The organism is Pseudomonas sp. SZ40 (assembly GCF_052958135.1).
In genome coordinates, this window is record NZ_JBQWIF010000007.1 from 123,616 (window position 1) to 141,001 (window position 17,386).

General features: G+C 62.4%; 16 protein-coding genes. 13 read left to right on the forward strand and 3 right to left on the reverse strand.

What is annotated here, in order from left to right; all coding sequences use genetic code 11:
• Positions 1-74 precede the first annotated feature (74 nt).
• The 3 genes from brnQ to ACT9T4_RS08460 all read left to right on the forward strand — a co-directional run bounded on the left by brnQ (position 75) and on the right by ACT9T4_RS08460 (position 2,745).
• Positions 75-1,388, forward strand: a complete 1,314-nt coding sequence (gene brnQ, locus ACT9T4_RS08450) for a branched-chain amino acid transport system II carrier protein (RefSeq protein WP_042553711.1) — start codon at positions 75-77, stop codon at positions 1,386-1,388.
• A gap of 233 nt (positions 1,389-1,621) precedes the next feature.
• A complete protein-coding gene (locus ACT9T4_RS08455; protein WP_042553710.1) occupies positions 1,622-2,356 on the forward strand; it encodes a DUF599 domain-containing protein in 735 nt (244 codons plus the stop codon).
• Positions 2,353-2,745 (forward strand): MAPEG family protein, encoded by a 393-nt coding sequence (locus tag ACT9T4_RS08460; protein ID WP_042553709.1) that lies wholly within the window; start codon positions 2,353-2,355, stop codon positions 2,743-2,745. Before ACT9T4_RS08455 ends, ACT9T4_RS08460 begins: the two co-directional genes overlap by 4 nt.
• Positions 2,746-2,802: 57 nt before the next feature.
• Here the strand turns inward: ACT9T4_RS08460 and ACT9T4_RS08465 are convergent, their stop codons facing one another.
• Complete coding sequence (locus tag ACT9T4_RS08465) at positions 2,803-3,105, reverse strand: hypothetical protein (protein ID WP_042553708.1); 303 nt, start codon at positions 3,103-3,105, stop codon at positions 2,803-2,805.
• Between the two features lie 271 nt (positions 3,106-3,376).
• Here ACT9T4_RS08465 and ACT9T4_RS08470 point away from each other — a divergent pair, with 271 nt between their 5' ends.
• Positions 3,377-4,618, forward strand: a complete 1,242-nt coding sequence (locus ACT9T4_RS08470) for an MFS transporter (RefSeq protein ID WP_499116446.1) — start codon at positions 3,377-3,379, stop codon at positions 4,616-4,618.
• A gap of 92 nt (positions 4,619-4,710) precedes the next feature.
• Positions 4,711-6,612, forward strand: coding sequence for a molecular chaperone HtpG (gene htpG / locus ACT9T4_RS08475; protein WP_499116448.1), 1,902 nt, complete (start codon positions 4,711-4,713; stop codon positions 6,610-6,612).
• A 532-nt stretch (positions 6,613-7,144) separates the two neighbouring features.
• Here the strand turns inward: htpG and ACT9T4_RS08480 are convergent.
• Positions 7,145-8,731 carry an ABC-F family ATPase gene (locus tag ACT9T4_RS08480; protein WP_042553706.1) on the reverse strand — a complete coding sequence of 529 codons (1,587 nt, stop codon included), beginning with the start codon at positions 8,729-8,731 and terminating at the stop codon, positions 7,145-7,147.
• A gap of 500 nt (positions 8,732-9,231) precedes the next feature.
• Positions 9,232-9,711: a hypothetical protein gene (locus ACT9T4_RS08485; RefSeq protein WP_499116512.1), complete on the reverse strand. Its 480-nt coding sequence runs from the start codon at positions 9,709-9,711 to the stop codon at positions 9,232-9,234.
• 546 nt (positions 9,712-10,257) lie between these two features.
• On the opposite strand from ACT9T4_RS08485, the gene ACT9T4_RS08490 reads away from it, so the two are divergent.
• The 8 genes from ACT9T4_RS08490 to ACT9T4_RS08525 all read left to right on the forward strand — a co-directional run bounded on the left by ACT9T4_RS08490 (position 10,258) and on the right by ACT9T4_RS08525 (position 17,386).
• Positions 10,258-10,986 (forward strand): GntR family transcriptional regulator, encoded by a 729-nt coding sequence (locus ACT9T4_RS08490; RefSeq protein WP_499116450.1) that lies wholly within the window; start codon positions 10,258-10,260, stop codon positions 10,984-10,986.
• Entirely contained in the window at positions 10,983-11,744 is a 762-nt protein-coding gene (locus tag ACT9T4_RS08495; RefSeq protein WP_042553702.1) for an ABC transporter ATP-binding protein, read from the forward strand. Before ACT9T4_RS08490 ends, ACT9T4_RS08495 begins: the two co-directional genes overlap by 4 nt.
• A gap of 1 nt (position 11,745) precedes the next feature.
• Positions 11,746-12,510: an ABC transporter permease gene (locus tag ACT9T4_RS08500; protein WP_042553701.1), complete on the forward strand. Its 765-nt coding sequence runs from the start codon at positions 11,746-11,748 to the stop codon at positions 12,508-12,510.
• A 26-nt stretch (positions 12,511-12,536) separates the two neighbouring features.
• Entirely contained in the window at positions 12,537-13,520 is a 984-nt protein-coding gene (locus ACT9T4_RS08505; RefSeq protein WP_179538068.1) for an ABC transporter substrate-binding protein, read from the forward strand.
• Between the two features lie 17 nt (positions 13,521-13,537).
• Complete coding sequence (locus ACT9T4_RS08510; RefSeq protein WP_499116453.1) at positions 13,538-14,554, forward strand: zinc-binding dehydrogenase; 1,017 nt, start codon at positions 13,538-13,540, stop codon at positions 14,552-14,554.
• A gap of 84 nt (positions 14,555-14,638) precedes the next feature.
• Entirely contained in the window at positions 14,639-15,061 is a 423-nt protein-coding gene (locus ACT9T4_RS08515) for a PaaI family thioesterase (protein ID WP_499116455.1), read from the forward strand.
• Positions 15,062-15,065: 4 nt separating this feature from the next.
• Positions 15,066-15,854 (forward strand): VOC family protein, encoded by a 789-nt coding sequence (locus ACT9T4_RS08520; RefSeq protein ID WP_499116457.1) that lies wholly within the window; start codon positions 15,066-15,068, stop codon positions 15,852-15,854.
• Positions 15,851-17,386 (forward strand): class I adenylate-forming enzyme family protein, encoded by a 1,536-nt coding sequence (locus ACT9T4_RS08525; protein WP_499116459.1) that lies wholly within the window; start codon positions 15,851-15,853, stop codon positions 17,384-17,386. The genes ACT9T4_RS08520 and ACT9T4_RS08525 overlap by 4 nt, the downstream gene beginning before the upstream one ends.

Here is a 17,386-nt window from a genome sequence, read left to right on the forward strand (position 1 = left end):
AGCGAACGACGTTTCCCACTATCCATCGGGATTCCCTCTCTCAACTCCGATTTAGCGATGTGGTATTTCTTCAAATGACTTCCCTGAAAAGCCAGGACGTTCTCGCCCTGGGGTTCATGACTTTTGCCCTGTTCGTCGGGGCCGGCAACATCATTTTTCCACCCATCGTCGGCATGCAGGCAGGCCCCCATGTATGGCTGGCCGCGCTTGGCTTTCTGATCACAGCGGTCGGTCTGCCGGTGATCACCCTGGTCGCTCTGGCCAAGGTCGGTGGCGCCATGGACGCGCTGAGCAGCCCGATCGGCAAAGCCGCCGGTGTGCTGCTGGGTACGGTCTGCTACCTGGCGGTCGGCCCCCTGTTCGCCACCCCGCGTACCGCCACGGTGTCCTTCGAAGTGGGCCTGGCGCCGTTGACCGGCGATAGCCCGCTGGCGCTGTTCATCTACAGCCTGGTGTATTTCGTGATCGTACTGGGCGTCTCCCTGTATCCGGGGCGACTGCTGGACACCGTCGGGCGCGTGCTCGGCCCGATGAAGATCCTCGCGCTGCTGATTCTTGGCGGTACGGCCTTCGTACTGACACCCGGTGAAGTGGGGCCGGCAACCGCCGTCTATGAGGCGGCGCCATTCTCCCAGGGCTTCATCAATGGTTACCTGACCATGGATACCCTGGGGGCGCTGGTCTTCGGCATCGTCATCGTCAATGCCATCCGCTCCCGTGGGGTCGAGTCGCCACAATTGATCACCCGTTACGCCATCATCGCCGGGCTGATCGCCGGGGTCGGCCTGGCCGTGGTTTACATCAGCCTGTTCCGCCTCGGTGCGGGCAGCCATTCCATCGCGGCCGGCGCCACCAATGGCGCTGCGGTGTTGCATGCCTACGTTCAGCACACTTTCGGGGCACTGGGCAGCGGCTTCCTGGCCGTGCTGATCTCGCTGGCCTGCCTGGTCACGGCGGTTGGCCTGACCTGCGCCTGTGCGGAGTACTTCAGCCGTCTGGTACCGCTGTCCTATCGCAGTCTGGTGGTGATCCTAGCCGCGTTCTCGCTGCTGGTATCCAACCTGGGTCTGACCAAACTGATCCAGATATCCGTGCCGGTCCTCACCGCCATCTACCCGCCATGCATCGTCCTGATCGCTCTGAGCTTCTGCTGGGGGCTATGGAATTCGGCTGGTCGCGTGGTCGGACCGGTGATGCTGGTGGCAACGCTGTTCGGCATCGTCGATGGCCTGAAGACCGCTGGCCTGGATGGCGGTTTGCCGCAATGGCTGGTCAGCCTGCCACTGGCCGAGCAGGGCCTTGCCTGGCTGTTGCCGGCGGCCATCATGCTGGCCATCGCCAGTGGTTACGACTGGTTGCGTGGCAAGCCGCAGGAAGTGCTGGCCTGAGCATATCCGGTTGATCGAAAGCCGCTCGTAGCAAACTGTGTGAAAACTACTGCGCTCGCTCATGCGGCGTTAAAAACCGGCTAAAAATGCTCATTTACAACTCGTAAACTGCGCTTTTTCGCCGGTTTTTGCCTTGCCTGACCTTCGCTCGCTACGTTTTCACACAGCCTGCAATGAGCGGCTTTTTCTTATCTCGCCTGGCTATAATCGCTCCAGCCTTACAAGGAGCTTGCATGCCCATCAGCGAAGAATATCTGCCGCACGTCCTGGCCGTTCTCTGGTTCGTCATCTGTTGGGGCGGCTACACCCGTTACGCCCAGGCGAAAGGTCGCACCACACCCTGTCTGGCCAGCGTTCTGCACCTGTATCGCGAGGACTGGATGCGGCGCATGCTGTTGCGCGACAACCGCATCGCCGACGCCAACGTGATCGGCAACCTCGAGCGCAATGCCTCGTTCTTCGCCTCCAGTACGCTGATCATTCTTGCCGGTATCCTCACCGTGCTCGGCGCCTCGGATCGTGCGGTATCGCTGTTGGCCGACCTGCCATTCGTGCAGGTCGCCAGCCGTGGCATGTCGGAAGCCAAGCTGTTGTGCCTGGGCGTGGTCTTCGTCTATGCCTTCTTCACCTTCAGTTGGTGCATGCGCCAATACAACTTCGCCGCGGTACTGGTGGGCTCTGCGCCGATGATTGGTGAGCGGCACGTCACCGAGCAGGAGCGCAAGGCGTTCGGTGAGCGCACCGCGCGGGTCATCTCGATGGCGGCCAACCAGTTCAACTATGGGCTGCGCGCCTACTATTTCGGCATGGCGACGCTGGCCTGGTTCATCAACCCCTGGTTCTTCATGATGGTCACCGCCGGTGTGGTGGTGGTGCTGTACCGACGCGAATTCCATTCCGATGTGCTGGAAGTAATGGTGTATACACAAACGCCGACGTTCGAGCCGGCCAAGGAGAAAACCGAATGAGTATTCCGTTCTGGTGCATTTTCATCAGCGCCCTGCTGATTTTCGTGGCGAAGGCGCCGCTGGCCAAGGCGATGAAGGAGGAGGGTGGGCGCTACGACAACCATCATCCCCGTGCACAACAGGCGCGTCTTAGCGGATTCGGTGCGCGTGCACTGGCCGCTCATCAGAATAGCTTCGAAGCGTTTCCGTTGTTCGCCGTCGGGGTCTTGATGGCGCACGTCACCCAGAGTAGCGGCTGGCTGGTGGACTGGCTGGCGGTGATCTTCGTGGTCGCGCGGGTGCTTTATCTGCTTTTCTACTGGGCAGACCTACACTGGCAACGCAGTCTTGTATGGGCGATCGGGATGGGTTGCACGCTGCTGTTGATGCTCACGCCAGCGTTGCGGTGAACCGGGGGGAGGGGCGCGTTACCCGCAGCAGGCTGCGGGTAACGTGAAGATGACCGCTTATTGCTGTTTCTGAGTCGGCGCAGCCGGTGCAGCTGGGTCCGCAGGGGCTGCCGGCTCGGCAGGTGCGGTAGTGGCTGGCGGAGTCTGAGCCTCTTCCTGTTGCTCTTCGGCGCGCTCCTGAGCGGCCTCAGTTTCTTTCTGAGCAGCTTCGTTGCTCTCCTCAGCGGCGTCGTTCATCGACTCCTGAGCTTCGGTACGCGCTTCTTGAGCGTCTTCCGCTTTGTTTTCGGACGGCTTGTCACAGGCCGCAAGGCCCAGCGTGGCAGCGAGCATGAAGGCGTAAGCGACTGACTTTTGCATGGGGGTGTTTCTCCTTATGGGTAAATACCATTACGGTTTTTCGAGGCGTCAAAGTGGATATAAGTTCATTCCCTTTCTACTCGACGCCCGATAACGCACGGTGTGCACCCTTGAAAGCACCAATTCAGGGCCTGTCACAAAATCGGAAAATTCTCGACTTCTCGATGGAATGAGCGCGCTTCGATGATTATCGTGACGCTCACTCCTGCGGTGCGCGCTGGAAAGTGATCGCATCCCATGCCGATCCTGGCAACTGATCTAAGGAAACTGAATGGACGCGTTGTTGATCCTGGGCGGCCTGCTGCTGATACTCGTCGGCCTGGTGTTGCTGGTAATGCGTGGTTTCGCCACCAGCCTGCTATGGGGGTGGGCATGCTTGTTGCCCCCGCTGACGCTGCTGTTCATCGTGCGCCACTGGCGCCGTGCCAGGCATGCGCTGGCCTGCTGCGCGCTGGGCATGATCCCGCTGGTGGTCGGTCTGGCGGTGATGGCAGGTCAGGATCCGCAACGCCTGGAGGCCATCATCGGGCTCGAGTGGCTAAAGCCCGAGAAGCCAGCGCCAGGCGAATTGCATATCCAGCTGCACGGCCAGCTCAACGGTGAGCCGTTCGTGCCTCAGGAAGGAGAACTGATCGACGGCGTGCTCAGCCTGCGTGAAGGCCAGGACTTCTTCGCCCGTCGCGAGCTGATCATTCGTGGTCTGCCGCTGTCTGCCGATGGCCTGCGCCTCGATGTGCTGCCGGAGGACCAGGGACAGTTGCCGGAAATCGAGTTCAACTGGCTGCTGCCGGATCAGGATCTGCCCGAGGCACGTCAGCTCAAGGGGGGCTACACCCTGCACCTGGATCTGCAGCCCGAGGTACCCAACCGCCTGGTGGGTGAATTCCATCTGGTTCTGCCACCGCAGTTCGAGACCACCCTGAGCGGCAAGGTCGAGGTGTTTCGCAACGGCCTGCGTTATCACGAGGGCAGGGTGGATCGCACCGTCGATTCTCGCGACACCCTGGCCTACGTCCTCACCGACCACCTGCAGCGGCGCTTTTCCACCCGCGACGTTCAGCTTTCGCCACTACCGGCTACCGGCGTGACCGGCAGCAACCTGATGCTCGACGTGAGCGCTCGTATCGATGGCCGCGAACAGCGTTTGCCGGTCAGCCTGAGCAAGCACGCCGAGCGGGGCTGGCGTGTCGACGATGACCGCTTCGCCGAATTGCCGGCCGCGGCCCCGCCAGCGCCGGCTGCCGTTCCGGCTCAGCCCGCTGCGCCGCAGCAGCCACAACCTGTGCAGGACCCCCGCAGGGACTTTTCCCTTGTGCGCCTGCTCAGCGAGCCGCAACGCTACGTCAACCAGCCGTTGCGGGTGTTCAGCGAAAAGGGCAGCTCGATTCAGGGGCAGTTCGCCGGGCTCGAGCAGGGGCAGGTCATTCTCAGGCAGCGCCTCAACGGCTCGGGCGAAGCACGCTTTGCCATGCCCGAAGCGGACATCGTTCATGTCGAACTACTCGACGAGTGAGTCCAGGGTGACTTGAAGTTTTCCCGAGCCGCCCCCACTTGATGGTCATCCGCCGTACCGCGGCTTAGCCATCAATGTGGAGTTAGATGACCATGAGTGTGGAAACTCAAAAAGAAACCCTGGGCTTCCAGACAGAGGTGAAGCAACTGCTGCACCTCATGATCCACTCGCTGTATTCCAACAAGGAAATCTTCCTGCGCGAGTTGATCTCCAACGCCTCCGACGCCGTCGACAAGCTGCGTTTCGAGGCGCTGGCCAAGCCCGAGCTGCTCGAGGGCGGTGCCGAGCTGAAGATCCGCGTGACCTTCGACAAGGACGCCAAGACCGTCACCCTCGAAGACAACGGCATTGGCATGAGCCGTGAAGAGGCCATCGCGCACCTCGGCACCATCGCCAAATCCGGCACCGCCGATTTCCTGAAGAACCTCTCCGGCGACCAGAAGAAGGACTCGAGCCTGATCGGTCAGTTCGGCGTCGGCTTCTACTCGGCGTTCATCGTTGCCGACAAGGTCGATGTATTCACCCGCCGTGCCGGTCTGTCGGCTGGCGAAGGCGTGCACTGGGCCTCCAAGGGCGAGGGTGACTTCGAGGTCGCCAACGTCGAGAAGGCCGAACGCGGTACCCGCATCGTCCTGCACCTCAAGAGCGGCGAAGAAGAGTTCGCCGATGGTTGGCGCCTGCGCAACGTCATCAAGAAGTACTCCGACCATATCGGCCTGCCGATCGAGCTGCCGAAAGAAAGCCATGGCGAAGAGCAGGACAAGCCAGCCGAGGAGTGGGAAGTGGTCAACCGCGCCAGCGCGCTGTGGACGCGTCCGCGTACCGAGGTTACCGACGAGCAGTATCAGGAATTCTACAAACACGTTTCCCACGACTACGACAACCCGCTGAGCTGGAGCCACAACAAGGTCGAAGGCAAGCTGGAATACACGTCGCTGCTGTACGTGCCCGGTCGTGCGCCGTTCGACCTGTACCAGCGTGAAGCACCGCGTGGTTTGAAACTCTATGTACAGCGTGTGTTCATCATGGACCAGGCGGACGAGTTCCTGCCCCTGTACCTGCGCTTCATCAAGGGTGTGGTCGACTCCAACGACCTGTCGCTGAACGTCTCCCGTGAAATTCTCCAGAAGGACCCGGTGATCGACTCCATGAAGTCGGCACTGACCAAGCGTGTGCTGGACATGCTGGAGAAGCTGGCCAAGAACGAACCCGAGCAGTACAAGGCGTTCTGGAAGAATTTCGGCCAGGTCCTCAAGGAAGGTCCCGCGGAAGACTTCGCCAACAAGGAGAAGATCGCCGGCCTGCTGCGCTTCGCGTCTACTGCCGAAGGCGAGGGCGAGCAGGTGGTTTCCCTGGGCGACTACATCGGCCGCCTCAAGGAAGGCCAGGACAAGGTCTACTTTCTTACCGGCGAGTCCTACGCGCAGGTCAAGAACAGCCCGCACCTGGAAGTCTTCCGCAAGAAAGGCATCGAAGTGCTGCTGCTCACCGACCGTATCGACGAGTGGCTGATGAGCTACCTCACCGAGTTCGATGGCAAGTCGTTCATCGACGTTGCCCGCGGTGACCTGGACCTGGGCTCGCTGGACTCGGAAGAGGACAAGAAGGCTCAGGAAGAAGTCGCCAAGAGCAAGGAAGGTCTGGTCGAGCGTCTGAAGGGCGCGCTGGGCGAGCAGGTCGCGGAGGTTCGCGTCTCCCATCGCCTGACCGATTCGCCAGCCATCCTGGCCATCGGCGAACAGGACCTGGGCCTGCAGATGCGCCAGATTCTCGAGGCCAGCGGCCAGAAGGTGCCGGATTCCAAGCCGATCTTCGAATTCAACCCTAACCACCCGCTGATCGAGAAGCTGGATGCCGAGCCGGACGAAGACCGTTTCGGCGATCTGTCGCACATCCTCTTCGATCAGGCCGCTCTGGCTGCAGGCGACAGCCTGAAAGACCCAGCCGCCTACGTGCAGCGCCTGAACAAGCTGCTGGTCGAGCTCTCTGCCTGACCCGCTAGCCGCTATGCAAAACGCCGCTCGATCGAGCGGCGTTTTTGTATCTGCAATCTGGTTTTTTCGATTTGGTAGCCAGGGTCGAGCGCAGCGACACTCGGGAAAATCCCTGGGTATCGCTATGCTCAACCCAGGCTACGTCCTTGCGGCGAGCGCAAATGGGGAAGCCGATATCCGCTTCCCGACACGCTCGACCCACAGGATGGACGTCGCTTTATCCGTCCACCGCTCGTTGCCTGAATGGTGGATGAAAAGCGTCAGCTACGCGCCCCGATCCACCCTACGAATCTATCAATGAGACCGCGCGGCGATCCTGATGAAAGATTACGAATGTGGGAGCGCGCCATGCGCGCGAAAAAAACGCGGGCACCGCCCGCTCCCACAGGGGGAAACCTGATCTCGGCTACCCTCAGTGGAGCCGCAGCCTGCAACCGATATGGCCTGGCCTGCGAAGCTAATAATCAGCCCATACAAAAAAGCCCCATCATCCATCGGATGACGGGGCTTCTGGTCGTGCCGGTTCAGACGATCAGACGATGATGCCCTGGCTGCGCAGGTAGTCGTCGTAGGTGCCGCTGAAGTCGGTGACGCCGTTGTCCGACAGCTCGATGATGCGCGTGGCCAGGGAGCCGACGAACTCGCGGTCATGGCTGACGAAGATCAGCGTGCCCGGGTAGTTCTCCAGCGCCAGGTTGAGCGCTTCGATGGATTCCATGTCCAGGTGGTTGGTCGGTTCGTCCATCACCAGCACGTTGGGCTTCTGCAGGATCAGCTTGCCGAACAGCATGCGGCCTTGCTCACCACCGGAGATCACCTTGACCGATTTGAGGATCTCGTCGTTGGAGAACAGCATGCGGCCCAGTGTGCCGCGGATGACCTGTTCGCCCTGGGTCCACTGGCCCATCCAGTCGAACAGGGTCACGTCGTCCTCGAAGTCGTGGGCGTGATCCTGGGCGTAGTAACCCACCTCGGCGCTTTCCGTCCACTTCACGGCACCGGCGTCCGGGCTCAGCTCACCGACCAGGGTGCGCAGCAGGGTGGTTTTGCCGATACCGTTGGGGCCGATGATCGCGACGCGCTCGCCGGCTTCGACGGTGAAGCTGAAGTTCTTGAACAGCGGCTTGCCGTCGAAGCCCTTGGACATCTGTTCGATGGTCACGGCCTGGCGATGCAGCTTCTTGGTCTGCTCGAAGCGGATGAACGGGCTGACCCGGCTCGACGGCTTGACCTCGGCCAGCTGGATCTTGTCGATCTGCTTGGCACGGCTGGTGGCCTGCTTGGCTTTCGAGGCGTTGGCGGAGAAGCGGCTGACGAAGTTCTGCAGCTCGGAGATCTGCGCTTTCTTCTTGGCGTTGTCCGACAGCAACTGCTCGCGCGACTGGGTCGCAGCGGTCATGTACTCGTCGTAGTTGCCCGGGAACAGGCGCAGCTCGCCGTAATCCAGATCCGCCATGTGGGTGCAGACCGAGTTCAGGAAGTGACGGTCGTGGGAAATGATGATCATGGTGCTGTTACGCGCAGTCAGAATCGTTTCCAGCCAGCGGATGGTGTTGATGTCCAAGTGGTTGGTCGGTTCGTCGAGCAGCAGCACGTCCGGATCGGAGAACAGTGCCTGAGCCAACAGCACGCGCAGTTTCCAGCCAGGAGCGACTTCACTCATCGGGCCGAAATGCTGTTCCAACGGAATGCCCAGGCCGAGCAGCAGCTCGCCGGCACGGGATTCGGCGGTATAACCGTCCATTTCCGCGAACTCGCCTTCGAGTTCACCGACCTTCATGCCGTCTTCTTCGCTCATTTCCGGCAGCGAGTAGATGCGGTCGCGCTCGGCCTTGACCTTCCACAGCTCCTCGTGGCCCATGATCACGGTGTCGATCACGTTGAATTGCTCGTAGGCGAACTGATCCTGGCGCAGCTTGCCGAGACGCACGTTCGGCTCGAGCATGACCTGGCCGCCGGAAGGGTCGAGGTCGCCACCGAGGATTTTCATGAACGTCGACTTGCCGCAGCCATTGGCGCCGATCAGGCCGTAGCGGTTGCCGTTGTTGAACTTAACGGACACGTTCTCGAACAGCGGCTTGGCACCGAACTGCATCGTGATATTAGCTGTGGAAATCAAAGTGCTCTAACTCGCATGTTTCAGAGGTGTGGATTCAGTCTTGGGGCAGTTTTGGGACAATTCGTAGCGTGTTCACCGCTGCCCAGTCGCCCTCGCCATCGATCCATCGGGCATAGCGGGTCAGCAGAATCTGTATCGAATGGCCCAATTGCTTGGCGATGAAAGCCGGGGCCATGCCTGCCATCAGACGCATAGTTGCGTAAGTGAGGGGCGCATTGTACGGAGGACGGTAGCGAATACCCAGCGCTTTCAGGGTCGGTCGTCACGGATGATGCCGGTCATTCGTCTGTTGGGCGTACAAGGCTTAGTTGTCGGGAGGAAAGCAAAAGGGTATGCGGGATTTTTCCGGTGCCGGCCGTGCGGCGCTCGGCGAACGCCTGGGCCTGTTATGCAGCCGGCGAGCCGCAGGTCGTGAACGAGCGGTGCAGATAAAAATCAGGCCCGTCACCCTGGGGTTTCCTTCTGGTCTCGGGCCTTTGCGTTGCGGGAGGGCGCCAGTGCTACTTCTTGTCTTCGCAGTTGATTACCGACGCGTCGGTGATGATGTCCTTGTTGTCCGTGAAGAGGGTGATGCTGCAGAAGTAGTCGATGATGGGGACATTGTCGTAGTAGCCCACATCGCGGTAAATCGGTTGGCTGTAAGCCGGCATGATACCTGTCATGCCTCGGCCTCCGATGGTGACCCAGGTTTGTTGCTCACCAACGTATTCTTCGCCCGTTTTGATGAACTCTTTCTCGGGGCTCAGGTGTGTCTGCAAGCGATTCCAGGTGTAGAGGCCGCCGCCCGAACCGTATGACGATGGTCCCATGCCCTGATCGGGCTTGCCGAATACGGCGAAGGCGTTGCTGGCAGGCTGGCCTATCAGCAATTTGGCAGCCTCCTGCACTTCGTTGCTGCTCTTGTTTGTCGTCGAGCAAGCGCTCGCTGCAATTACTGCCATTGCCAGGCAGATTGTTCTGGTTGGACTCACGCTATCCACTCCTTGTGCATTGGTATCCATGCTGAGTCAGCACTCGGCATACCTTTAAAAATCACAGTAAAAAACCAGCCATTTCTTCGTCAAGGCAAGCCGCATCATGCTGAACAGGCCAGTAATGGCCAGTTGAGGCCACTCAGGTAATGACCGTGGCCGATGAGATAAATGCGATGTGCGTGGCTGGGACTGAGCGGTACAGCACGTTTTGCAATCGGCATCGCGAAGGTGTGCCTGTCGCCGTCGCTCCGGTCGGCAGAAAATTGCATTCCCTTTCGAGGTTTCTGATCGCCTGATGCGGCAACGCTGGCAGCTTTCGGTGTCGGGAAATATGCGTGTCGGATAGCGCTCAAAGGCCCGGCGGGCGGTGCACAGCGCCTCGGTGGTTATGCATTAAAGTTTTCTTGAGCAGCTCAGTCTATTCTTTCGACGTATATGTTTAGCGGAATTAATTCGTTCGAAATCGCGATTTTCTGTTCTAGCTTAGCGGCCATCAGTAGGCATCACAGGCAAGCCCTGTGAGCTGCTCACCGTTTCCGTAAAGGCTGCCGAATGTCACTCACCATCGCCTCCGCCGACCACCCACTCGACTGCGCCAACCAGGGTGACTCCGCCTACGCTCGGATCCGCCGCGACATCCTGTCCTGCCGCCTGACGCCAGGCGCGCTGATTACCGAGCCTGGGCTGATGGAGCTGTACGAGATTGGCAAGAGCAGCTGCCGGATCGCGCTGACGCGTCTGTCCCACGAGGGCTTCGTCAGGTCTCTGCCGCGCAAGGGCTATCAGGTCGCGCCGATCACCGTGAAGGACGTCGAGGAGGTCTTCACCCTGCGTGTGCAGCTCGAGCCGTTGGCGGCTCGGCTGGCGGTCGGTCGCGTCGACATCGAGCGCCTGCGGGAGCTGGAGGCCGCCTGCCGGGTTCGCCACCCCGTTTCTCTGCCTGATCAGATCGATGTATTCATGGACGCCAACAAGGCGTTCCACCTGGAGATCGCCCGGGCCACCGGCAACGAACGGTTGTTGCGTACCTTGTCCGGCCTGATGGACGAGATGACGCGACTCGTGGCGCTGGGGTTCAACGTTCAGGGCACCAAGCCCGAAATCAAGCACGACCACAACGCCATGATCGCCGCGTTCGAGGAAGGCGACGGCAAGCGCGCCGAGCTGATCGCTCGCCGGCATATCGAAACCTTCCAGGCCATGACCTTGGAGAAAGTCTATGCCAGCCTCAGCGAAGCCGGCGCATCGCTGCCGCTGCTGGCGGCGAGGTTCGCCCGATGAATGCCGCACTGCAGCAGGATCTCGCGGTGTCGGCGATCACCTTGCAGGGTATCGGCAAGCGCTTCGACGCCCTCGAGGTGCTGCGCGATATCTCCTTCGAGGTGGGGCAGGGCGAAGTGGTCGCGCTGCTGGGCACTTCGGGGTGTGGCAAGAGCACCTTGCTCAATATCGTTTCCGGGTTGCTCGCCCAGGATCAGGGCCAACTGCGTTTGTTCGGCCAGGCTTCGGCAGCTTTCAGCGACTGGCGGCGCATCGCCTACCTGTTTCAGGAGGACCGCCTGCTGCCCTGGCGCAGCGTGCAGGCCAACGTCGCCTTCGGGCTGGAGGGCAGTGGCGTCGGCAAGGCCGAGCGTGCCCGGCGGGTTGCCGAGGCACTGCGCCTGGTGGGCCTCGAGGCCTTCGCGAAATCCTGGCCGCATCAGTTGTCCGGCGGCATGCGCAGCCGGGTCGCTCTGGCGCGCAGCCTGGTGGTGAAACCCCAGGTGCTGCTGATGGACGAGCCGTTTTCCAAGCTCGACCCGCACACCCGCAGTCAGATGCACGACGAGCTGCTGCGTCTGCAGGCGCTCACCGGCATGACGGTGCTGTTCGTCACCCATGACGTGGAAGAGGCGGTGGTGCTCGCTGATCGGGTAGTAGTGCTGGAGCCGCGCCCAGGCCGCATTCGCGCCATCCATCCAATGGCCTTGCCGCGCCCACGGGTGCCCACCGAGCCTGCCGTCAACGAACAGGTTCGTCGCCTGCGTCTGGAGGTCTGACATGGATACCGCCAAGCGCTTTTCCAGTCTCGCCCTGCAACGCTTCGCGCTGATCGCCGTGGTCGGCCTGCTCTGGTGGTACGCCGCAGGTCGCCTGCCATCGTTCGTGCTGCCCGGGCCGGAAAAGGTTCTCACCGCACTGGGCAACCTGCTGCAGAGCGACACCTTCCTGCATGACCTGAGCGCCACCCTCGGTCGGGTGCTCAGCGGCTTCGCACTGGCCACGCTGGTCGGCACGCCGCTGGGCCTGGCGCTCGGCAGCAGCCCCGCACTGGCGCGCTTCTTCGAGCCGGTGCTGTCGGTGTTCAACACCGTGTCGTCGGCGATCTGGGCGATCTTCGCCATCATCTGGTTCGGCATCTCCGACGCCACCACGGTGTTCGTGGTGTTCATGACCGCCATGCCGCTGATCCTCACCAACGTCTGGCAGGGCGCGAAGACGGTGGAGCGGCAATACGTGGAGCTGGCGCGCTCGTTTCGCCTGTCGCGGCTGCAGATCCTGCTGAAGATCTCGCTGCCGAGCATCCTGCCGTACTTCTTTTCCGGTGCCCGCCTGGCGTTCGGCTTCGGCTGGCGGGTATCGCTGGTGGCCGAGACGCTCGGCGCTTCCGATGGCATCGGCTATCGCCTGCGCCAGGCCGCGGACCTGGTGCAGAGCGACCAGGTATTCGCCTGGACCGTGCTGCTGGTCGCCCTGATGTTGGCGCTCGAAGCGGGGGTGCTCAAGCCCCTCGAACGCCGGCTGTTTCGTTGGAAAACCCCCTAGCTCCTCCCTCTATCAAGGATCAATCCATGCGTAAGTTGATTGCCGTCGCTGCCCTGGCCGCGACCGCGGTGCTGCCTTTTGCTGCCCATTCGGCGGACAAGGTCCGTATCGGTTACTGGACCAGCGGTGTGAGCCTGGGCTACGGCTCGGTGCTCGAATCCAAGGATTTCCTCGCCGAACGCGGCATCGACGCCGAATTCGTGCACTTCCCCGACGTCAATGCGCCGATCCGCGCACTGGCCGCCGGCTCCATCGACCTGGCGTTCGGCGCACCGCTTGCCGGGGTGTTCTCGACGGCGGCCGAAGGCGTGCCGATCCGGATCTTCGCGGCGACCCAGCCAGCCGATGTGCAGTTCGTGGTGCCGGCCGATTCGCCGATCACCTCGCTGGCCGAGCTCAAGGGCAAGAAAATCGGCATGTCGCCGGCCGGCTCTTCGGTGGCGGTGATCGCTGGCGCCGTGCTGGCCGGCAACCATGGCATCCAGACCAACGACTTCTCCCTGGTCGGCGGTAACGAGTCGCGTCTGGCGCAGTTCCTGGCGCAGAAACAGGTGGATGGCGCGGCCCTGCGTTCGGTCACCATCGCCCAGCTCGAAGACGAGCTGAAGGTCAAGCGCCTGGGCAGCTTCGCCGAGGAATGGAAGACCCTCACGCACGCCGAGGCAGTGCCGTACATCGGCGTCGGCACGGTGGCCGCCAAGCTGGTCGACGACAAGCCGGAGGTCGTCGCCCGGGTCATCGCCGGCCTGCGCGATACGCTCGCCTGGGGCAAGGCACACCCGGATGAAGTCGTCCGCATTCTGCAGAAGAGCGCCAACCTGCCCGAGCAGGATGCCCGCGTGTACGTCGGCCAGTGGGATGCCATGAACCGCATCGCCTTCGAGCCGGCGGACATCGAGACCCTGCGTCGTCAGCACCAGGTGTTCGTCGACGGCGGCCTGATCAAGGGCGAACTCAAGGACGACCTGTTCGCCACCGAACCCTACACCCAAGCCAAACACATCAAGTAATCACGGAGACAACGACTGTGAGCAAGACCATGAAAGCCCTGGTACTCGACGAACACGGCGACCTCGACCAGTTGCGCGTCGTCACCGACAAGCCGATACCGGCAGTGGGCAGCGGACACGTGGTAATTCGCGTTGGCGCATCGTCCTTCAATTACCACGATGTATTCACGGTGAAGGGCATGCCCGGCATCAAGGTGCCGCTGCCGGTAGTCATCGGCCTGGATCTGGCCGGCACCATCAGCGAGCTGGGTGAAGGTGTCGAGGGCTGGAAGGTCGGTGACCGCGTGCTGATCAACCCGCTGAAACCCGACGTCGGTCTGATGGGCGAGATGGTCGACGGCGGCATGGCCGAGTACGCCCTGGTCGATGCGCGGCAGCTGATCCGTCTGCCCGATGCCGTGAGTTTCGAACAGGCGGCGGCCTTGCCGGTGGCCTATGGCACCGCCCACCGCATGCTGATCACCCACAACACCGTGAAGGCAGGGGACCGCGTGCTGATCCTCGGTGCCAGCGGTGGTGTGGGCACCGCCTGCGTGATTCTCGCCAAACTGCTGGGCGCCGAGGTGATCGCCTGTGCGGGCAGCGACGAGAAGGGCGAGCGCCTCAACGCCCTGGGTGCCGACCACGTCATCAACTACCGCGATACCGACTTCTCCAAGTGGGCCATCGGCCAGTACGGCAAGCCGCAGCGCCGCAACTACGAAGGCGGCGTGGACGTGGTGATCAACTTCACCGGTGGCGACACCTGGCTGCCATCGCTCAAGTGCATCAAGCGCGGCGGCACGCTGCTGGTGTGCGGCGCTACCGCCGGCCACGACCCCAAGGAAGACCTGCGCTACGTCTGGAGCTTCGAACTCAACATCAAAGGCTCGAACAGCTTCTACGAAGACAACCTGGTCGGGCTCCTCGACCTGATCGCCGAAGGCCGGATCGACCCGATCATCGACCGCGTACTGCCCCTCGAACAGGCCGCCGAAGGCCTGGCGCTGATCCGTGATCGCGAAGTGCTGGGCAAGGTGGTCGTCACGCCCTGACCGGCTTGCATCGATCAGCACCGTGCAATCGTCCGTTTGCGGGCGATTGCAGCACCTTCGAAACAACTCAACAGGATTGATCTCATGACCGAAACGACACTTCCGAGCGCTGCCGACATTCAGGCCAAACTGCTCAAGGGCCCTTATCACCAATGGCTGGGCCTGCAGGTTCTGGCCGTGGGCGAGGGCAGCATCGAGCTCAGCGCGAAATGGCGCGAAGAATGGGTGGTGAATGTCGAGGGTGGCTACACCCACGGCGGCATACTCGCGGCGCTGGTCGATCTGACCGCAGACTGGGCGCTGGTGTCCAGAACCGGGAACGGCGTGCCGACCATCGACCTGCGTGTCGACTACCACCGGCCAGCCAAGGGCGATCTGCGCGCCACGGGCACGGTGATCAAGTTCGGCAAGCAGTTCTCGGTGGCCGAGGCGCAGGTCTTCGATAGCGAAGGCCATCTGGTTGCCAGCGGCCGCGGCGTCTATTCCACGCCCGCCCCGAAGGTGTGATCCCATGAGTGCGGCACTGGACCACCTGGTCATCAACACGCGCTTCGATCTCGATGCGGCTGCAGCCATCTTCGCGGGCCTGGGCTTCACGCTCACGCCCCGCGGGCATCACTCTCTCGGCTCGATCAACAACCTGATCATGTTCGACGAGGGCTACCTGGAGCTGATCGGGCTGCCCGCCGGCGGCGAGCGTCTGCGCCAGGAAATCCTCGACAGCCCACCTGGTATCGACGGCCTGGTACTGGCCAGTGACGACCCCCGTGCCACCCATGCAGCGCTGGTGCAGGCCGGCTTTCTGGTCCAGCCGGTGCAGCATTTCTCCAGGCCGGTTGAGGTCGATGGGGCCTCTCTTGACGCTCGCTTCGGTACCGTCCGGCTGGTGCCTGGGCAGTTCGCCGCTGGCCGGGTGTACTTCTGCCATCACCAAACACCGGAACTGGTTTGGCGGCCCGAGTGGCTGGGCCACGCCAATGGCATTCACCGCATCGAGCGGCTGACGGTGGTCAGCGAGCAACCCGAGCAGACACGTCAGGCGTTCGAGCGCCTGGGGCGTTTCGACGGACGATTCAGCGTCGAGGTCATCGATAGGGCGGCGTGGCGTACCAGAGATGTGCAGGCTGGAGGGCAAGAGCACGAGCGTGCCGAGCGCTTCGTTTCCATCGGCCTGCGTGGTGGCGATCCGGCAGACCTGGCGCGCCGCGCCACGAGTCTCGGTTTGCCCCATCGGCAGGAGGCCGATCGGGTCACCATCGTCATCCGGGGCTTCGCCACCGTGCTGGAGTGCCTGGCATGAATGCGCAGATCGCCAATCTGGGCAGTGTGATCGGCCGCGACAGTCCGGGTGAACGGCTGGCGTTCATCGGCCTCGACAGCCAGTTGAACGAGTCGCGCTGCACCTACCGTGAACTGGACGAGCTGGCCAATGGCATTGCCTGTGCGCTGCTGGCCCGGGGCTTCGTCCAGGGGGAGCGCATTGCCTTGCTGACCTTCAACTCGGTGGCTTGCATCGCGGCCGTGCTCGGCATCATGCGCGCCGGGCTGGTCGCCGTGCCGGTCAATCACCGATTCCCCAGGGCGCTGATCGATTATGTGATCGCCGACAGTGGCGCGCGTCTGCTGTTCTGTGACGCGCCTCATCGAGATGCAGCCCCCGACATGCCGCGCGTATCGCTGGAGGCGGATGAGCTGGCGGCTTTCGCTCAGCGGGGGCCTTTGCAAGCCTTCCAGGCGCTCGGTGACGAGCCGGCGATGATGCTTTACACCTCCGGTTCCACTGGCAAGCCCAAGGGCGTGGTGCTCAGCCACCGCGCTCACCTGTGGATCGTGCGCACCCGTTTGCAGGCCACCCCGCTGGCCGACGAGCGTGCGTTGATCGCGGCGCCGCTGTACCACATGAATGCACTGGCGCTGGCGCTTCTCGTCCTGGCCAGCGGTGCCACCGCGATACTGCTGCCGCAGTTCAGTGCCGTCACCTATATCGAGGCGATCCAGCGTTACCGCTGTACCTGGCTGACCGCCGTGCCGCCGATGATCGCCATGATGCTGCGCGAGCAGGCGCTGCTGGAGCGCGCCGACCTGTCATCCGTGCGGGTGGTGCGCATGGGCTCGGCGCCGGTGAGTGCGAGCCTGCTCGAGCAGATCCACCGCCTGCTGCCGAATGCACGGATCATCAATGCCTATGGCACCACCGAAGGTGGTCCGGTGGTCTTCGGCGCCCACCCACAGGGGCTGGCCAGCCCGGCGCTATCGGTGGGGCACGCCCACCCGGACGTGCAACTGCGCCTGCGCGATGAGGCAGGGCTGCTGGCGGATGAGGGCGTGCTCGAGTTGAAGAGCCCCGGGCTGATGTCCGGCTACTACAACCGGCCTGACCTGGCCGCGCCGTTCACGGCCGATGGCTTCTACGTGACGGGCGACGTGTTCCGCCGCGATGCCGATGGTTTCCATACCTTCGTGGGCCGTCGTGACGACATGTTCGTCAGCGGTGGCGAGAACATCTATCCCGGCGAGGTGGAAAAGCTGCTCGAACGTCACCCCGCGGTGCAGCAGGCCTGCGTGGTGCCAGTCGAGGACGAGATCAAAGGGTTCAAACCCATGGCTTTCGTCGTGCGGCGCCAAGGCAGCCAGGTCAGCGAGGCCGAGATCAAGGCCTTCACCCTGGAGCATGCGCCGGCCTATCAGCACCCGCGCCGGGTATGGTTCGTCGACACCTTGCCGCTTGCTTCCACCCACAAGATCGACCGCAAGGCCTTGCTCGACAAGGCTCGGCAAAACCTCCAGAACAGTGGCCGGACCACCGGAGCGTTGGAGCGCCAACCCATCTGA